Genomic DNA, 18,919 nt, shown 5'->3' on the forward strand with positions numbered 1-18,919 from the left:
AATCCATCGATATACTCACGGAGCATTTGGGAGAGGTTTATTTTTCAGGGAAGACTTAAATACACACCAGGTACCCTCACCACTGGCTGCCCACTCATCGTGGCAAGCCCACCATAATTCGAAAAATACAAATCAGCATAGATAGCCCAGCCTACCGGATTCCTTGCAAGGTCTAATCCCGGCGCCTGGACTGTTCATGATGTTTATTTCCTTGTTGGCACAATTTGTTAAATGTAGGTTGTTATGTATAAGGCACTAGCGCTATTTACTGTTCTATTGTGTGGTGCGTTTTCTGCCACGGCAGAAACACTCCGGGTACTGAACTGGGACGATTATATCGATCCGGAAATCCTCACCGCATTCGAAAAGAAGTACAAAGTAAAAGTCGAATATTCGACCTTTGATGATATTGAAGGCATGGCAGACCAGTTGTTTGCCAACGACAGCAACTTTGACGTCATATTCCCCACGTCCTATCTGGTCAGCCGCATGGCCGAGAAAGATTTCCTTGAGCCTCTGGACAAGAAGTCACTGAAATACTTTTCAGACATTAACCCTGTCATCGGCAAGGCGTTGTATCCAAACAACAGCGGTGAAATTTATTCATTCCCCTATATGTGGGGAACAACCGGCATCGGCTATAACGCCAAGAAGCTTCAGCAAATGGGTATCGATACTTCAAAAATCTCCTGGAGCCTGCTGTTCGATCCCAAGACATTGGAAAAAACCTCCAAGTGCGGCATTGGCATCCTGAACGACCGGGATGAAATCCTGGGTGCAGCCCTGATCTATAAAGGCTACTCTCTCAACAGTGCTGACCCCGGTAACCTCAAGGACGCCGGCCAGACACTGATCGACAGCATGCCTAAAGTCAGATATCGCAACAGCGGACAATACAAGAAGGATCTGATCAACAATGATATCTGCGTTGCCGTCGGCTATTCCGGAGACATTCTCCAGTCGACCGAAGACAATCCGGATATCCAGTACGCCATTCCGTCCGAAGGCGCGAACATGTGGGTCGATACCATGGCCATTCCTAAGAACAGCCGTAACAAGGATCTGGCCTACAAATTTATCAACTTCCTGTCTTCCCCGGAAATTGCCGGTAAGAACTCAAACTATAATGCCTACCCAACTCCCATGTTAGGCGGCAAACAGTTTGTTGAGCAGGAAATTCTGGATAACCCGGCGATCTATCCTCCTGCTGCAGTTGAAGCCAGCCTGGAACAGATCGCACCGGTAGACCGCAAAACCAAGCGCTTGAAGCACCGGCTGTGGGTGAAAGCCATTTGCTCCGGCGGAAGATGGTGTACCGTTCCTTCTGACGCAGTATTCTAAGAACCAGTTATAGCTGCTCACGAGCAAATATGCAGAAATAAAAAAGGGCCTGATATCAGGCCCTTTTTTTGGTTTGAATAGCTAACTTTTCAAGCTACAGAATTCGTTATTCCCAGGGGGGGAGAACGGCTCTCTTCTATAGCATGGACAGCGCGCTTAGTTTTTCTTCTCTACCGGACGGAATGGATACATCCAACTGGTGAACGCCTGGACACTACGCGTCTGAATCCAGACCTTCCCTTTTCCACTGAAACGACAGACAAAACCTTCGCCTGAGAAGAACAGAGACTTATATCCACCAACCTTTGTGATGCTGTAGTCCAGCCCTTCGGTAAACGCGACAATATTGCCGGTATCCACCACATAATCGCCGTCCACATCCAGCATGATCATGCCGCCGTAGGTGTTGAACCACAGGTCCCCATCACCGCTACAACGAATCAGAAACAGGCTCTCACCGGAGAAGAAGCCTTTGGTCAGCCCCTGCCATTTGGTTTCCACCTGAACATTCAGATCGGACGCCACAAAGGCCGAGTTCTGCAGGAAGACCGTCTCTCCCTTCAAGTAGACATGGGCCAGATCACCCGGCGATGCGGGCGCAATTCCGATCTCTCCCGGGCCATTCTGAGCGGTGAATTCGTTAATGAAAATGGACTCCGAGGTCAGCAATCTCCCGAGACCACCCTTGGCCTTGGTTTTCATGACCAGATTGGTATCCATGGTCGCCATCGCCGAGGCTTCCACCCGCAACGTTTTATTGGCAGGGATATTCACGGTCAGGAATGCATAATCAGGACGCCCTTCAACTTTGAATTTGAATCCCGGCTGATCTTCTTCCACAGAACCTGACGGCTCTTGCTTTAGATTCATTGGCTCATTCCGGCTCACTGGCGGCTTGTTGGCAGACTTTTCGATAGCACGTTCCACCGTGCTGGCGCTATCATTCTCCGCCGGCGTTTGTGACTGCACAGATTGAGCACTTTCAGCCAATTCCACAGTGTTCTGAACACCAATGTTGTTTAATGCCTTGTGAATTTTATCTGCCGTGGGCTGGTCAATGCCCTTTTTCACCACAACCGGCGCTTTGGAGAATATGTTTTCTGCGGTTTCCGTCGCGACTTTGAACAACTTGGAAAAGGCATCAACGGCGCTCTCCCGGGTCACTCCATCGTTCAACTCGCCGGTAACCCTGACCTGATAGGCGGTAGTATTCATCGTTCGCCCTCCTTATGCTTTACGTGGCTTCAGACCGGGAGACAGAGTCCACCCGAAACTGCTGGGGTTGTGAGACTGGCACCATACGGTTCCCTTGCCCTGGAACTTACATACCAGGCCTTCCCCACCCAGAAAAGAATGCATCCAGCTTTTGCCAGCCTTGGTGATAGTGAAATTGAGGGTTTCGTTAAAAGCCACAATATGGCCGCTATCCACAATATATTCACCATCAACTTCTACCGGATAAATGGCACCGAAGGAGTTCAACAGCACTTTTCCGCGCCCTTTTAGGTTGACCCAGAATACACTCTCACCGGATAGAAGGGATTTAAAGCCCTGCCATCCCAAATCGATCTCAACCCCTTCTTCACAGGCCATAAAAGAGCCACCCTGAACAATCAGGCTTTCATTGTCCAGATCGTAGGTCATCATATCGCCGGCCAGAGTCGCGCCCAGCCAGACTTCACCCGGCCCTGATTTGGGTTCGAAGTGGTTAAGAAAGAGTGACTCTCCCGCCACCATCCGCTTAATCGCTTTCAACAACCCGCCACTCTTCTTTTTGTGAGTGGTCGTGGTGACATCCATATTGCCACTCATGGCAATCATGGCACCGGATTCAGCCGTGCAGGTTTCACCCGGGTTCAGTTTGACTTTTGCCGCCGTATTACCGGGGCGATGTATCAAATCAATTTCCATTTTCAGCCCCTCGCTTAATACAGTTTTGGATTAATCCAGCTGGTCAGACCACTGATACTGCGGCTCTGTATCACCACTTTGCCTTTCCCTTCCACGCGGGTCACCAACCCCTCACCACCAAAGAAGCTGGAAAACAAACCGCCAGCCAACTGTAGCTTGAGACGTAGTGAAGGGTCATAAGCGACCAGATGACTGGTATCGACGATATACTCTCCGTCGATTTCCCGCTCAAGCAGCGCACCGTATGCGCCGTACCAGACCTTTCCGTTCCCGGATACCACCAGCTTGAACAAGCCTTCGCGAGCGATAAAAGAAGTGAAACCAGCCCAACGCAGCCCAAGCGTGACACCTTCTGTCGCAGCCATAAATGCACCCGGCTGCAGGCACAGAGAATCACCGTTGAGCTCTGCGCACCGAATTTCTCCCGGTGTCGGTTGGACCAGTGTCAGCTTACAAGGTCCACCGGTATTGTTGCTGAACCGGTTAATGAAAAAAGTTTCCCCACCTAACAGCTTTTTCAGCAATGCCGAGATCACCGAGCCATTGGGTCTGGTTGCCATATCCAACTCGGCCGACATGCTGGACATAGCGTCCGATTCGGCCGTGATACTCTCCCCAGCTTCAAGCTCCACATCCAAATAACTGAATGCGGAACCGCCTTTAATTTCTGCTTTCATACAAAGCCTCATTCATCTCTGCTTGATAATCTGATTCAGGTCCCTGAATCCTTTGTTCTTATGAGTCTTCTGCCGTTTTTCAAGAGTCTTTGATACACACTCAAGCCTTCGCCTGGATATCAAAAAACCACCCCTCAATTCTCCGGCAATTCTTCATCACTGCCCGTGTCGGCAACAAAATTCCGAACCAGCTCCTGCAGCTTCAGGAATTCCGTATCCAGATGACGGTAGTCACCTTCCCCTGTCCCCAACTGCTTTCTCAAACTGGCAATGCGTTCTTCCGTCGCCGGGTGCGAGCTTAAGAAGCCCATACTCTGCTCCAACAACTCCCGGGTATCGTCGTCTTCAATTTGCTCCATGCGTTTCTTTTCTTCTTCGATAATCTTTTCAAAGAAGCTGATCATCCCTGTGGGATTAATCTCAGCACGCTGCAATAGCTGCAATCCCTTCTCATCCGCATCGGCTTCAAAGTCCCTTGAGTAACTCTGGTTGAGCAGAAACGGGGCTGCATTCACCACCGTCGCCAAGAGACCACTGACATCCCCGAACATCGCCTGAATCAAGGTATAGGTACCGGTAGCAGCAATAATATTACGAACTCCATGCTGCTCTGTAACGTGGGAGATTTCGTGCGCCATAACTCCCAGCACTTCCTCTCCATTGTCTGCAGCCAAAATCAGTCCGGCGTTGATGACAATATAGCCTCCCGGTAAAGCAAAGGCATTCAAATCCGGAGAATCTGAGACATAGATTTTGTACGTAAAACGGTCATCCTGCACGGCGTTGATCAGCGGGTCGGTTAGTGCGGCAATAGCCTTTTCCCCTTCCTCGGAATCCAGTAGATTGGATTCTACCTGGTACTGGCCAAACGCGGTTTTACCGATCTTTTCCTCCCACTCCACCGGTACCTGCCGAGCCACGACGGCAGTAATGCTGTCCATGAAAACAAACACAGAAACCGGTGCTGCAACAATCAAAAAAGCCACCAGAAATAATACCGCCCAACTAAATCGGCGGACATTACGTGCTGAGCGCAACTGACCTTGAAGCGAGGGATCCAGGTGCAGATCCGGATTCTTTAAAACACTGCGATCACTGGTATAAAGATTCCAGTCCGGATAATCGGGATGAGTAATGAATACCAAGCGATTGCTGGCTCCTCCCATTTTGACCTGTATCCGGTTAATCGGGAAACGCACCCTTCCCTGTGGGCCGTCTCCGGCATCAAATTCTATCGCGGTTGCCGTGATTTTGAGAGAGCCGGAACTCCGGCCTTTGTTGAATTGTTCGTGAAACGCATGGGCCTCGTAGGTTTGCGCTTGTTCCATTCGTCCTTCCTGTTTGTCTGACCTCACAGATCCGGTCAACTCGAAGTTTTGAGCGCCTTCCCTGTGCAAGCTGTTAAGTCTAGCTGCCTAAGCAAAAATAGGCCAACTTGATGACAATAAGTCTCAAATTCTTCCGAAGTGGTCCGTGCAAATCACCTAATCCCGGCATCAAAGCATAGGTCATATGCTCGATTGACTGAAACGATTTAGTTGTAGTTTCCTGAGCACTCCATGGAACAAAAATAATACAAGGATACCAACATGAAAAATCTACCTAAGTGTTTTGTATTCACCGCATTGGCTGCAGGCCTGTTATCAATACAGGCCTCAGCCGCCCTAGCCGCCGCTGACGATATTCCTGACTATCAGGATAAGATGTATGCCGCCCAGGATATGGCCAGCCTGAAACATACCATTGTGAGTGATCCGGATTTTTATGTTCCACTGACTTATCTGGCCCACTTCCTCGGGTATGGCTGGTGCAGCGGCACCGCCTCCAATAAGGTCGGCGAGGATTTTAGCATTACCCGCGACAACGACCAGCAATACACGCTGCAAGCCAACTACAACAGCAGCGATCCCTACGCAGACGGATACTGGTCTGACAGTCGATTGAAAATGACCGTTTCCGACCTGCGCTTCTATACCGACCCAACCACTCTGAAACTGGGAACACCACAGGTTTATGATCAGGAGCCCCTGAAAACCATCACAGCAGTGGTATATAACTACGGCAACACGGAGGATACCGCTGTAGCCACCCTGGAGTACGATGAAACCAAAAGCTGGTCCAAGCAGGAGGATTATTCTTTTTCCGAGACCATCAGCATCAAGAATACCTATGAGTTCGACCTCAAAATTTTTGGCGGCAGCACTGAAATTACCGCCGGTTTCACCGCCAACCAGGGCTGGAGCGAGACCAACGGTAACAGTGAGGTGTTAAGACAGTCGGCCCAATACCGGGCGCAGATGCCGGCACGCTCCAAGCGTTACATCACTTTGACCGTCTTCAAGCAAAAAGCGGATATCCCATATGAATCAGAAATGACGCTGGGGTACAACGTGACCATGGAGAACTTCCTGCGCTGGAGCGGTAACGCCCGGACTGATCATCCAACCAATCGTCCATGGGAAACTTTCAAGTTCGGCGGCCGCAATAACCTGAACGCCTCAGAGGATATTCTGGATCAATATGTACATCGGGATATCAGTGGCTACGGCCAGTGGGATTGGGGCTGGATGACCGATCAGTTCAGCCAGAACAGCATGCAATGGACTCTGGGCAATATATCCAAACGCAAACACATTGCCCCATTGACCGGCAAGTTCTCCACGGTTGACGGCAGCCAGTTTAGTATCGAAGCCGGCGCCCCGATCGATCTGGAACCGAATGAACAAGTCCAGCAGCAGTCTTCAAGAATCAGCAAACGCAGTCTGGATGCAAACAATTCTCTCTCCATGGAAATCATCCGGGTCGATGACTACAGCGATGACGACACAGTGAAAAACCTGAGCTTCACACTGGATGGAGGATTTCAGTCCATGTAACCCTTTCGGGGACATGTGGCTCTTTTTTGGAGACATGTGACTCTTTTTTTGGGGACATGCAACTCTTTTTTGGGGACATGTGGCTCTTTTTTTGGGGAATAGTTAGCGGTTATCCCCAAACCAAATCGGTACCTGTCAGGTAGTCGGGTACCGATTTTCCATTTCAACAATCTTTCCTCGCCAGCAGGCATCTTTTACACAGTTATCATTTTTCATAGAGCTGCTGAGCTACTAGCTTTAACAGAGCTCTTATTTTTCACACAGCTACTATTTTTCAGAGAGCTACTAGCTTTCACAGAGCGACAGGCTTACACACAGCTACAGGCTTTCCCATGTCGATTACCTTTCACATAGAGCTATACTGAATTCAGGCAGTTCGGACCATGTCGCGCTCAGCCAGTCCTGTTATCTCGCCGGCATGGAGTCACATACCTGAAATCCTTGAGCAGGGCTCCGTTATGTGTGGTCGCTACAACGTCATCGACAGCCCGGAAGTCATTGGGCTTTTGGAAGGCATGGGGTTTGACACGTCCGGGATGAAGCCCATGACACAGCCGGATATGTTCAACATCGCCCCAACCGATGACATTCTGGTGGCGATAAAAGATGAAGTAGCCAAAATCGTTCGCGAAATGCGCTGGTGGCTGACACCTCATTGGGCACCGGAAGTGACAGCCAAATACTCCATGTTCAACGCCAAAGCCGAGACGGTAGAAACCAGCAAGGCTTTCGGCGGTCCTTTTCGACATCGACGGGCCATTGTCCCAGCCTCCGGTTACATTGAATGGAGCATTGTTGAAGGCATCAAACAGCCTTTTTATATTCGCCCTGAATCCGGCTACTGTTTTTTCGCCGGAATCTGGGATCGATGGGAAAAGGGAGATGAGCTGCTGGAGTCTTGCGCCATTCTGACGACAGAGGCTTCACCATCTTTAAAAACACTACATCCCCGTCAGCCGGTATTGATTACTCCGGAACAATTCGACACCTGGCTGGATGCCTCCGTCGACCTCAGCCAGATCCGCCCCATGCTGGCACCAAAGGAACTGGAAGGCTGGGTCTACTACCCCATTAGTAAAATGGTGGGGAATGCCAAGAATAAAGACGGTGAATTGATGAAGCCTGTTGGCGATATGAAGAAGCTGGGAGATTGAAACATTCGACTGTTGCAGCGCTTCGACATATTTCCCTATAATCGACAGCTTCATTCATTGACAGCCGGTTAAACCGGAATCACATTGAGGAAACAAACCAGTAAGACTCTCTGGCAATACCACACTCACCTTCTTTCGCTACTCAATGACCTGGAGGGGGTCATACAACCTCCAAAGTTCCATCCTGAATCTGACGCACTTTACCATTCTCTCCAGGTTTTCGAACTCGCGTATCACCAATCCACTGACCCTGAACTCTGGGCAGCGGCGTTATTCCATGACATAGGGAAATCAGTCGACCAGAAAAATCACGCCTCAATTGGGGCTGATATGGTCCACAGTATTTTTCCCCAGCGCGTGGAATGGCTGATATATCATCATTTGGACCTGCTCAAATCTCCAACCAAAACCCGCCACAAACTGGCTGGCACGTCTTTACTAAAAGACCTGACCACCTTGCGGAACTGGGATATGAACGGCAGATCCCAATTCGCCACAGTAATGACAGCAGAAGAAGCACTTGAGCTCGTACTCAATGGGCTTGGTTCTGACGCTTAATTGCGCTCTCAGCATACAGCTATGTTCCACAGCACCCTGGCACCTCAACATACCCCGGGCAGCCAAACATACTGCTAGCTCCTCAACAGACTTAAAAGGCGTAACTATCGCCCTTAAAAATATGGCCAGAAAACATACAGAAATTCGCAGACTTCTTATCAAAGAAGCCGCAAGACTGATGTTCGAAGAAAATGTAGAACAATACCTGGACGCCAAGAAAATGGCTGCCAAACGACTCTTGGGCAAGGAGGTAAAGTTTCTCCCTTCCAACGGGGAAATATCCGATGAACTACATCGCATTGCAAAGTTTCATCATGCGGACACCCATCAGCAAACTTTATTCGAAATGCGCCTGGTCGCCTTGGATGTGCTCGATCACCTGGCACCATTTAATCCCAGACTGATTGGGTCCGTCAGCACAGGTCGAATTCGTCAGGGTAGTGACATAGATATCCACGTATTCACAGATCAGTTGGAAGAGATCTTCATCTATTTGGATGAACTTGACTGGGACTATGAGACAAAACACATAGAAATCTGGAAAGACAACCGGCTGAGAGAATATACCCACATATATATCCATCATGACTTTCCGGTAGAACTCTCGGTTTATCCATCTAACGATATCCGTGTTACCGGTCGAAGCAGCACAGATGGAAAGCGTATTGACCGACTCTCACTACATAGGCTGAGAACTCTAATCGAATCGGAACATCCGGCAGAATGGGCTCATTACCTGGACGTTGGATAGACTCGGCGAAATAGGAGTATTCAGATAATTGATGGTCGTTTAACAGACGAACCAACGAGAATTGAAATAGCGCCTCCTCTAGCAGGAGGCTTCAAATTCCCGGTCAGAGGCGAAAGACATGACGATCTTCCCCCATCTTTCTTCCTGTTCATCAAGATATTTCTTTTCGTGTTCAGGATTGTAATTCGGCTGATTGGCATCCCAATAGGGGTATTTAAGCTCGGCTTGGAGTTGCCAGAGCATTGCAATATCCACCACCGTGGCGACTTCAGAGGGATCCAGAGTCAACTCACCATTGTTATGCCTGCTGACGATCTTAATGACCTCAGGCAAGTTCTCTTTTTCTGCAAAGGAACGGATATCGTCTAAACATGAAGGAGGTATATAGTATTGCTTTTCCATTACACACCACTCGAAGCTGAAAACCTACTAGCCAAGAGAAGCGACTATGTTACAGAACCCAGGCAGCAGCGGATATTGGCTATCACATCTATGCCTTATGTCCTATATAACCGGCCATTTTCTGCCATTCCCCTCTCTTTACTCCCCTCTCTTTACTCCCCTCTCTTTGGAATCATCCCGGTAATTTCTACAATGCGTTCTGAAATCCGGACAATCTGGGGCCAATGATCGTCCGTTAGATCCTGAGCATGTGCCAATGCATTACGTAAAGCACCAAGCTCTTTAACCACCCGTTTCATCGCCGCCTTCGTACTAAATCCATAGCGTTCCAGATGCTCATCATTGGACATGATGACGTCGAATTTGTCCGATAACTGCAAACAGTCGAGTAGCTCCGTAACCTCCCCACGCCGGAGTCGCTCCTGCTGAAACTCAAGTGCCTTTTCCAAGCGACCTTTGGACATGTGGGAAGTCCAGCTATCGCCTGCCCAGTGCATACGAATCAGTTCGGTAATCGAACGTTCATAGACAATAATGATGCCGAACAGCCACATTTTAGCGATCGGCGAATTAAAGTCGCTGCGCCGGATTTGGTGTGTAATACGCCCATCTGTACGGACATAGCAGGTATCAAAATAGGTCAACTCATTAACCACCAAGGACAATGGCGCTTCAGGAGAGACGATCTGATTCTCGGACAATGACACTCCAGGCTCTTTCGCGGGACGGGCGATATTCCTGGCACAGTACCCGGTCATAATAAACTCCAAGGTACGGAGCATTGATTGACGGGTTTCAGCAGGAAACAGCCTGGGCTTCCGCACAGATTGCCCTTCACCAGTGCCTTCTTCACCAATACCTTCGCGAGCACCTTCACCACGACCTTCCTCTGATTTCTTCGAAAGTCGTTGATCCCATTTGAAATAAAGCTTTTCAGCCCTTCTATAAAGAGTGGAATCCTTGTCTCGAATGACCCTTAACAACTCCCGCATCTCCTCAAGATAAACTTTCCCAAAGCGGGCATCATGGGAGCAGATGTCGTGACAATTATCGATCAGGTCTGCCAGCTTCACCTGCTGCGCTCGATCGCTGACGTTTGACGTATGTTCCCGATCAATAGATTTGCGCATAGACCGGTTTCCGTCTTGTAACCGGCTAACGTCCGTCAATTCTCTCACCAGCTCAGCTACTGACTGCCCAAACTCCCGTTCAACATCTTCAAATGTCGCCGGGGTATCCTCTACCACATCATGCAGCCATGCCGCTGCGATCATCTCTTCGTCAGCTCCAGCCTGACTCAGAATATCAGCAACAGACTTCAGATGATGTTCATAGGGCTGAAAGGAATACTTACGTCGCTGGTCAATGCGGCGATGCGCCCCTATCGCGTAACTTTTTGCCTTCTGAATCAATTCTTCCATATCTCTTCCTTTTTCAAACGGAAAAACTAACCTGAATCCACGTCCCTTTACAATGGTGCTATCTTGATACCTGATAGCCATAATCATAGATACCCGGTAGAAGTATTCTTTGCCCCCTGAATGAAACAATAAGGAATGTTATGAAAGTAATTGCCCCCTGCATTTATCTTCTCATCGTCAGCACTGTATTGCTTAATGCATGCACAACGCAGCACATGATTGAAGAAGAAGATTATTCTGGTTACCTGGATCACTATGACAGGATGGAAAGCTTGGATTTCATGAAAGGCTCTCGTTGGCTGTCAGATGACATCAGCAGCTACGAACATATATTGCTGGACGACATTAAAGTATTTCCAATGATGACACTTGACCAGGAGCAGCATCGCAGCACCGCCAACCAAGTAGCGAATTACCTCAATGAGGGGCTACGGGAAGCGACTGAGAAACATGGTATTCTGGCAACGACACCAGGTCCGGGAACTCTGCGCATATCTCCAGCCATCACGGGAATCGTCTCGGAAACGCAAGACTTGAGACCACGCCAGATTGTGTTACCGGTTGCCATCGCCAGAACGCTTATTCAGACAGCAACAGATCGGCGCCCTCAGGTGGTCAAGGTTTTTCTGGAGGTTAAACTGATAGATAGTCAAACAGGTGAACTCAAAGGAGAAATCCTTCGCAAAGGAATCGATTCCCAGTCTGATAAGGAAGAAGTGACCATGGAAGATATAAAAGCTTTGTTGGATGACTGGCTGGAAATATACGACGAACAGATCTCAAAAATAGCAGCCACCAAAACCGGTTGAGCATCCCAGATAGCAAAGCCCATAGTACCTTCCATAATAATAGTACCTTCCATAATAATAGTACCTCCCACAATAATAGCGCCTGCCATAACAGCAGGCACTAAGCAGGACAAGGCCTTTCGGCCCGAGTGATTGGCGGACTATTGAGCACCGGTTTAAGATATCAGAAGATCTGGCTTCAACTTCAACCTGGGCGCTCTGGTCCACACTCACGGCAAAGTATGTCACGTTACACCAGAAGTTGTTGAAAAGTGCTACGCCCGGCGAGTGAGCCGTTAGAAACAGACGGTATGCAGTAGAAACTGGGACAAAAGAAGCCTTTCTGAAAATGCCTGCTGGCGGTTACTTCAGGTTCATTCCCTCCTCCCGTCAGTTGCATTTCAGATACTGGAAAGATAATTACTTCATCTACCGGGTACCTGAGAACTGACTGGGCTATCCTTTACGTAACAACAGAATAAAAGCTCACGAAACAACACATGGGAGGGCAATCATGGACCTTTTCTTATGGCGTTGTATGAAATATACATGGCAAAGCCTGGCGCTTGGAGTCGGGTTGATTTCCAGTACGATAGTGGTGGCAGATAACCGTATCGCTATTCACTATCATGAGCGCCCCCCTTACATGACCACCGTTGAAGACGGCATTGTCGTGGGCTTGACCGCAACACCGGCAACGATCGCCTTTCAGAGTGCCGGAATCCCTCACCGCTGGATTCTGACCCCCTCAAGCAGGCAACTGGAGATCATCAAAAGAAACCAAGGACGCCACTGTTCAATTGGCTGGTTCAAAAACCGTGAGAGGGAAGCCTATGCCAAGTACAGCAAACCCATTTATCGCGACAAGCCTACAATCGGCCTGGCCCTGGCAAGCAACAGTAAAATGAACAGCGGCCACAGCATTGAAGAAACCTTACGTGATAAAAGTCTTCGGTTGCTGGTGAAGAGCGGTTATTCGTACGGCACCTATATTGACAAACTAATCGCCGAGGTCCAGCCGGAAGTTTTGGAGGTCACCGTCGAAAATATCAATATGCTTTTAATGCTGAACGTTGATCGCGCCGACTATTTCTTTATCGCAGAAGACGAAGCCGAAGGGTTGATCAATGCTTCCGGTTTCACCGTGAGGGACTACAAATACATCCACTTCAGCGACGCCCCTCCCGGGGACAACCGTTACATCATCTGTAGCCAGCAAGTTGAGGATGGAGTGATTAGCCAACTGAATCAGTGGATACCTGATATACCTTGAAGCCAGTGCCTGCCGTCATATGTCTCGCAGTATTTGCACTTCCTATCCCTATCCATTCTCTCCACATGGACAGAATATTGTGGCGGGCAGACCCTGACAGAATTATAAAAAAATAGCATGTATGATGCTGGAGCAGCAGGCCTGATCAACTCCAAGCTGAGGCTTATTGGGCAACCCCGGGACATGCCAGGCTTAACAGCCAGTTTCTTGTCCCAAAGGCATACCCAATAATAAAGGCTACCGGGGCTTCTTAGTATGCCCGGTTTGCCTTCATGGTTTCTTCCATCCAATCTTTATAACGGAATACACCCGTGTAGAAGCTGCCCGAATCCGGGGTGGCGCAACCTCCGCCCACAAAGCTGGCAATACCAACAATCTTTTCCACACCATTGTCATCCATCACCAATGGACCACCGCTATCGCCATAACATGGGCCGGAATTGGGATCATAAACGGGGGTTACACACAGGCTATTCGTTGGAATGACATAATCATTTTTCAAATACTGGATCGTAGCAGGCAGATCGGCGACATCCTGGGCAATTTCTTCGCTTTGGGAAGTGACCGTTTCAAGCATTTCAGTCAACAGCTCATAGTCGCTTACGAGGGAATCCTCTTCAGACTTATACTTCTTGAACTCTTCCAGATCGTCGGCATTTAATGCCAGTTCCTGTTTTTCACGGGCTTCCGTAACAGCATCCACCAGATCATTGATATCCAGCGTTAAAAAGTGCTTGATGGCATTTAAACTTTCCAGGTTCGCTTTCGCCTGAGGCAGCTCGTTGGTTCCTTCTTCCACCCCTTTCTCAAACATCGGCAAGAAGGTGCTTCCGCAAACTTCCGCAGTGTTGAGTTCTACATCAAGACTTTCAAGCCAGGGGTAACTGACAGAAGATTCTACAACCTCCTCGATTACCGCTTTGTATCCATTGTATTCAATGTCCTTGGAATCTTTCTTTTCTTCCTGGGCAAGCCCCCATCCATAGAGTTTGGACGCAGTGCCGGATACCGGCAGAGTGTCTGTGAGTGGTGCCAGGGGAGTGTTAGGATCTGCCAGATCTTTCAACCTGATCAAAGCAACATCATTTTCAAGAATGCCTAACCTTCTCCAGGGACTTTCATCGTCAAAATATTTGGGATGGATTAATACTCTATCCACTTTTCGAGTCTGGATGCTCTGACGTTTGGTTTCGTCGTCGAGATCATCCAAATCATTGATTCCAATAGCCACCTCGATATCGGTGGGGGCAGTGGAGTTCACGCAATGCGCCGCGGTCAGCACCCAGTCGTGAGCAACCAACATGCCTCCACAAAACTGCCGATCACTTGTCAGCGCGCCCCCCACTGATTCTGTTGTCGCTAACAAAGCCACCATCCAGGCAGGGCTAACACTTTCATCAACAATAGACCCGTTGACAATGGCGAGGCTTGAAGCGCTCATCGTCCCGGCTAGCGACATCACCAACCATTGACTTTTAATAAGCTTTTTACGTCCCAGGAATTTACTCACAAATGGCATAGGTTCCTCAATTACCATGATATAGACATATTTAGAGGCAACAGCAGTCTTCATAGACCCGCCATTACACGCGCCAAGTATCATGAAATTGAAACGTTTATTACATTAGCAATTCCACCTAAGACCACAACATATAATTTATTGATTATATTCATGTTTTTTCATCTCAATCGATACTAAAACGTACAAGTAGAGCGTTTTTCAATCAAAACCAGGCTCCAATGTGATCTCTGTTTCAATCTTCACGTACCGACGGCACGTATCAGATAGTGACCAGGACATAGTCTGTGTAGTGGCTCAAATATGATTCACAAGTTAATTACATTGGATTTCACCTCATTAATGCCACAAAGCTGGGACAGCTTTCCCGACCCTGAAGCACTTAAAAAGCAGGTAGCCCTATCGGTTCTGGCTCACAGCGAAATCACCAAAGAAGCCCTCGGCTTCTACGCACCACCCAATGAAATTAAAGAAGTGAGAGTAACCGCAGCCGTATTGGACCAGATCTACTGTATGTGGCACGGTCATCGGGAAAACGGCAGAGAGTCCCCTCCCACGATCCCCCTGAAGATATTCGTGTGCGGCTTTGGCCAGAATGATGAAACCAGCTGGGCGAGTATTGAAGTGCTGCCCGGATTAGACAATTGGGATTTCGAGTAGCAGCCCATCATCCCCGCCCTAGCCTCTCTACTCCTCACAATTGTTGTTGCTTCAGTCTCCAACAAGCGGAACCAAGGCTAAATAAAACCTTCATACACAAAAGCTGTAACATCCTCAGCTTTTCCAATAAGATGCCTCGCTATTTGAGGTAACTGTCACATTTATTGCGGACAAGCCGTCAGGATAATATTGATAACATTAAGGATAACTAAATGACGTCCAGCACTTTCCAAATAGCTTCCTTTTCAGCCCTGGCTGTATTTCTCAGCGCTTGCAGCGGCGGAGGTGGAGGCTCTGATTCCCCTCCCGATACCACTGCGCCTATAGTCAGCGCAATCACGCCCGACAACTCGGCTAACAGTGTTAATAGAACAGCATTAGTAAGCGCCACCTTTAATGAAGATATTCTCGGCAAGAGCGTATCCGCTGGCAGCATCACGTTAACCAGTGATACGGACGCGATCACCGGGACGGTGGACTTCGATGCTCAAAGCAACACCGTCACCTACACTCCGACAAATAAACTCCCCAAGTTAAGCACCATTACAGCCACTGTCAGCAAGGATATTGCAGACCTCGCCGGTAATTCCATGGCAGCCGAATACACTTGGTCATTTACCACAAACGACGGTAATTGGAGAGAATATGCGCTGCTTGAAGGCAGCAGAAATAGTACGGATCTTCCACAGGTGGCAATTGACTCAGAGGGTAACGCCTTTGCCATATGGATAAAGGCAATTATTGGTCCTCGTTACAACACTTATGTCAGCCGTTATTCAGCATCTGAGGGTAATTGGGGGGAAGCGACACTTATCCAGTCCGATGAAAAATACATCTCCTATGATCCACAAGTTGCTTTCGATAATGCAGGCAATGCCATGGCAATATGGAGTCAGTCCGATGGGACTGAAACCAGTATTTTCACCAACCGTTATTCTGCCACGGATAAAAGCTGGGAAGGCCCGGTTCTGATAGAAGATGGACGAGGCTTAGCGGATATTCCTCAAATTGCCCTGGATAACAACGGCAACGCCATGGCTGTCTGGTATCAGAATAGTGGAGCCCAGGTTGATATTTATGCCAACTATTATTCTGCGGCCGACAATAGCTGGGGGACCGCAACTCTTATTGAGACGGATGATAGAGGTGAGGCCGATTACCCGGAGGTGGCATTCGATTCCAATGGCAACGCTTTTGCTGTGTGGCATCAAACAGATGGAACACGCAACAGTATTTACGCTAATCAATTCTCTGTCGCCGATAAAACCTGGGGAACTGCAACCCTGATAGAGTTAGACGATACCAGTGACGCCAAATACCCTCAGTTGGCTATCGACGCGGACGGTAATGTCATGGCGATTTGGCAACAATCCGACGGGGCTCGCGTCAACATATATGCTAACCGTTATTCTTCGGAAGACAGCAGCTGGGGCGATGTAGCCTTGGTCGAGACAGACGATACCGGCAATGCGCAATCCCCGCAAATTGCCTTCGATGATAATGGTGATGCAGTGGCCGTTTGGGCGCAGTATGACGGCAGTCATAGAAATATCTATACCAATCGATATTCCAGCACTGCCAGCAAATGGCTTGGAGCAACTCTTGTTGAAATCGACAATGAGGGAATGTCATCCAAACCACAACTGTCCATTGATAATGACAGGAATATTATTGTCGTGTGGCAAAACAATACCCCCGCAGGAGAGTTCAATATCTGGTCAAATCGATACACGAGCGTTAATGGGCAATGGGGTGATGCAGAACTGCTTGAATCCGATACCTTGGGAAGCGGCACTAATCCCCAGGTAGCGGTTGACGCTGACGGTTCAGCTATCGCCATATGGACGCACAATGACACAACAGCAAACGACATCGCTGTAAATCATTTCGATTGAGCATTTTGTAGCAGTTCAAATCTGAACTGCTTCTATTGCTTCTATTGCTTCTATTAAGCATGCTCCCTGAGCCACTTGCGGCAGCATTACTGGGTATGCCAATAATCCAGCGAGCGACCTTCATAAGCCACAAGCAACACCAGCCTGTGAAGGTCGCATCTATCTTTCAACATGACTCATTATTTCAACACAACTCGTTATTTCAGAACTAGTCATTCAATTGATCTAACTCGTACCTCAAACTGGCCATGAAATCATTTAATCTGTAAGGACCTTTCCAGTTATTTTTTACGTCCGGGAATTGAGAGGCCACAAAATCTATCAACGCCTCTCGTTTAACGGATTTATCCGGTGGTGCATCTGCCAGTTTGAGTTTATTCAGCATTTGGCTGAGAGGAAAATCTTCAAGAGCGTCTTCCAGCACAGACGGGTACTCTTTTTCATTGTATCGTTGCCCGACCACATAGCTTTCTGCATACTTTTCAATCCTGAGCACTTTCCATCCATGTAAGTCTATCGCCCTGAGCTTTTCAGAATCACCGATATTGACGTACAGATACGCCAATACATCAAAGTATTCCCTGGCGTCAGGATGTTGCTTGGAATAACTGACCAATTGAGGTTCGAATTTCTCCAGAAATTCCTGTGGCGTTAACAGTTTCCTCAACATGACATTTTTCAGAATACTGTAGACCAAAGCCGGCGATTCCGGCAGCCGCCCTTTTCCACTCAGCACTTCCAGGTCTCGGAGTTGCTTTGCATACACCTCGTCAGACACACTTTCCGTTGAGCTGCAAAACTTAAAATATCCCTCATCCCTGCTGCCCGGTCGCAAGATATCTTTGGCTAACTCCCGATCATATTCCAGATAATTTTCTTTGGGTTTATGATTCCACCAATCTGTTTCCCAATGGGCATCCAGTTCGTATAAATCACATAACTTATGGGTGTCTCCGGTTTTGATCGCCTTAATGAGCGACTCCCTTTCATGCTCCTGATCGGTATCAGAAAAGACGGTATACATCGCCTTCTCTATACTGGTGTGGTTATTTCCGAAGCCGGCATTCTTCCACGCGCGAAAGGCATCCTCCACTTTACGATTCATTAAATACACGTGGGTCAAATAAGCGCTAACGATGGGGTTGCCATCCCCCAGCCCGCTATCCTGAAACCTTTTATAGTAGTCTTCAGCAGACAGATAGTGACCCGCCCGATGCTCATGAATCCCTCTTTCGTACAAAATAAATGGATTATCGGGCTGGAGCTTTTCTGCCTCTTTCATAAACTTGAAACTGGATTCCCTGTCCAGCTCAAATAGCATATTGCCCAATAGGAAGTAGTCATAAGCCGTCTTTTGCTCATCAGGCACCAGGTTCTTTATTTCATCATTTGCCTCACTGACCTTACCTTCATCAAACAAACGCTGGGCGGCAGCCGACGAAGTATAATCGCTGTATACCTTTTCATGCTGGGAAACCGCATCCCGGAAGGCATCCATGTCAAAGGCATAAAGGCCGGTACTGAAAAAAGATAAAATGAGCAGATATATGAAGCGAACCATGACCGTTCCTTGAATGAGACATTGAGGGTATTCAAGACATCACCGAGCCCGCCGTGCTTTCAACTTAATCGTCGAACCACTATCGAACTCGATGACTTTGTCTAACAAGCACAGTCGGCTAAGCACATTGGG

Annotated in this window: 17 protein-coding genes; 9 read left to right on the forward strand and 8 right to left on the reverse strand. The window is 48.4% G+C overall.

Annotation, left to right across the window (positions count from 1 at the left end; all coding sequences use genetic code 11):
• Positions 1-243: 243 nt before the first annotated feature.
• A complete protein-coding gene (locus tag BTA51_RS19885; RefSeq protein ID WP_094710481.1) occupies positions 244-1,341 on the forward strand; it encodes a PotD/PotF family extracellular solute-binding protein in 1,098 nt (365 codons plus the stop codon).
• Positions 1,342-1,497: 156 nt separating this feature from the next.
• Here the strand turns inward: BTA51_RS19885 and BTA51_RS19890 are convergent, their stop codons facing one another.
• From BTA51_RS19890 to BTA51_RS19905, 4 genes are all read right to left on the reverse strand, one after another.
• Positions 1,498-2,556: a TIGR00266 family protein gene (locus tag BTA51_RS19890; protein WP_094710483.1), complete on the reverse strand. Its 1,059-nt coding sequence runs from the start codon at positions 2,554-2,556 to the stop codon at positions 1,498-1,500.
• A gap of 12 nt (positions 2,557-2,568) precedes the next feature.
• Positions 2,569-3,252, reverse strand: a complete 684-nt coding sequence (locus tag BTA51_RS19895) for a TIGR00266 family protein (RefSeq protein WP_094710485.1) — start codon at positions 3,250-3,252, stop codon at positions 2,569-2,571.
• Positions 3,253-3,266: 14 nt separating this feature from the next.
• Complete coding sequence (locus BTA51_RS19900; RefSeq protein ID WP_094710487.1) at positions 3,267-3,929, reverse strand: TIGR00266 family protein; 663 nt, start codon at positions 3,927-3,929, stop codon at positions 3,267-3,269.
• Between the two features lie 134 nt (positions 3,930-4,063).
• Positions 4,064-5,257, reverse strand: coding sequence for a M48 family metallopeptidase (locus BTA51_RS19905; RefSeq protein ID WP_094710488.1), 1,194 nt, complete (start codon positions 5,255-5,257; stop codon positions 4,064-4,066).
• 261 nt (positions 5,258-5,518) lie between these two features.
• On the opposite strand from BTA51_RS19905, the gene BTA51_RS19910 reads away from it, so the two are divergent.
• The 4 genes from BTA51_RS19910 (at position 5,519) to BTA51_RS19925 (ending at position 9,268) form a co-directional block, all read left to right on the forward strand.
• Positions 5,519-6,805: an aerolysin family beta-barrel pore-forming toxin gene (locus tag BTA51_RS19910; RefSeq protein ID WP_094710490.1), complete on the forward strand. Its 1,287-nt coding sequence runs from the start codon at positions 5,519-5,521 to the stop codon at positions 6,803-6,805.
• 383 nt (positions 6,806-7,188) lie between these two features.
• Positions 7,189-7,959, forward strand: coding sequence for an SOS response-associated peptidase (locus BTA51_RS19915; RefSeq protein WP_246841105.1), 771 nt, complete (start codon positions 7,189-7,191; stop codon positions 7,957-7,959).
• 84 nt (positions 7,960-8,043) lie between these two features.
• Entirely contained in the window at positions 8,044-8,517 is a 474-nt protein-coding gene (locus tag BTA51_RS19920) for an HD domain-containing protein (RefSeq protein WP_094710494.1), read from the forward strand.
• Positions 8,518-8,695: 178 nt separating this feature from the next.
• The gene (locus tag BTA51_RS19925; protein WP_246841106.1) at positions 8,696-9,268 is read left to right on the forward strand and encodes a nucleotidyltransferase; all 573 of its coding nucleotides are present in this window, start codon (positions 8,696-8,698) and stop codon (positions 9,266-9,268) included.
• Between the two features lie 78 nt (positions 9,269-9,346).
• Here BTA51_RS19925 and BTA51_RS19930 read toward each other — a convergent pair whose 3' ends face one another.
• Both BTA51_RS19930 and BTA51_RS19935 read right to left on the reverse strand, forming a co-directional pair.
• A complete protein-coding gene (locus tag BTA51_RS19930; RefSeq protein WP_094710498.1) occupies positions 9,347-9,670 on the reverse strand; it encodes a hypothetical protein in 324 nt (107 codons plus the stop codon).
• Positions 9,671-9,822: 152 nt separating this feature from the next.
• Positions 9,823-11,091 (reverse strand): HD domain-containing protein, encoded by a 1,269-nt coding sequence (locus BTA51_RS19935; RefSeq protein WP_094710499.1) that lies wholly within the window; start codon positions 11,089-11,091, stop codon positions 9,823-9,825.
• 140 nt (positions 11,092-11,231) lie between these two features.
• On the opposite strand from BTA51_RS19935, the gene BTA51_RS19940 reads away from it, so the two are divergent.
• Both BTA51_RS19940 and BTA51_RS19945 read left to right on the forward strand, forming a co-directional pair.
• On the forward strand, positions 11,232-11,900 hold the full coding sequence (locus tag BTA51_RS19940; protein ID WP_094710501.1) for a DUF3313 domain-containing protein: 669 nt from the start codon (positions 11,232-11,234) through the stop codon (positions 11,898-11,900).
• 493 nt (positions 11,901-12,393) lie between these two features.
• Positions 12,394-13,152: a transporter substrate-binding domain-containing protein gene (locus BTA51_RS19945; protein WP_168188228.1), complete on the forward strand. Its 759-nt coding sequence runs from the start codon at positions 12,394-12,396 to the stop codon at positions 13,150-13,152.
• Positions 13,153-13,402: 250 nt separating this feature from the next.
• Here BTA51_RS19945 and BTA51_RS19950 read toward each other — a convergent pair whose 3' ends face one another.
• Positions 13,403-14,725: a trypsin-like serine protease gene (locus BTA51_RS19950; RefSeq protein ID WP_168188229.1), complete on the reverse strand. Its 1,323-nt coding sequence runs from the start codon at positions 14,723-14,725 to the stop codon at positions 13,403-13,405.
• Positions 14,726-14,974: 249 nt separating this feature from the next.
• On the opposite strand from BTA51_RS19950, the gene BTA51_RS19955 reads away from it, so the two are divergent.
• Positions 14,975-15,331 (forward strand): hypothetical protein, encoded by a 357-nt coding sequence (locus tag BTA51_RS19955; RefSeq protein ID WP_094710507.1) that lies wholly within the window; start codon positions 14,975-14,977, stop codon positions 15,329-15,331.
• A gap of 212 nt (positions 15,332-15,543) precedes the next feature.
• Positions 15,544-17,226 (forward strand): Ig-like domain-containing protein, encoded by a 1,683-nt coding sequence (locus BTA51_RS19960; RefSeq protein ID WP_094710509.1) that lies wholly within the window; start codon positions 15,544-15,546, stop codon positions 17,224-17,226.
• Positions 17,227-17,434: 208 nt separating this feature from the next.
• Here the strand turns inward: BTA51_RS19960 and BTA51_RS19965 are convergent, their stop codons facing one another.
• Positions 17,435-18,787: a M48 family metallopeptidase gene (locus tag BTA51_RS19965; protein ID WP_094710511.1), complete on the reverse strand. Its 1,353-nt coding sequence runs from the start codon at positions 18,785-18,787 to the stop codon at positions 17,435-17,437.
• Positions 18,788-18,919 lie beyond the last annotated feature (132 nt).

The organism is Hahella sp. CCB-MM4 (assembly GCF_002260525.1).
Classification (GTDB): domain Bacteria; phylum Pseudomonadota; class Gammaproteobacteria; order Pseudomonadales; family Oleiphilaceae; genus Hahella.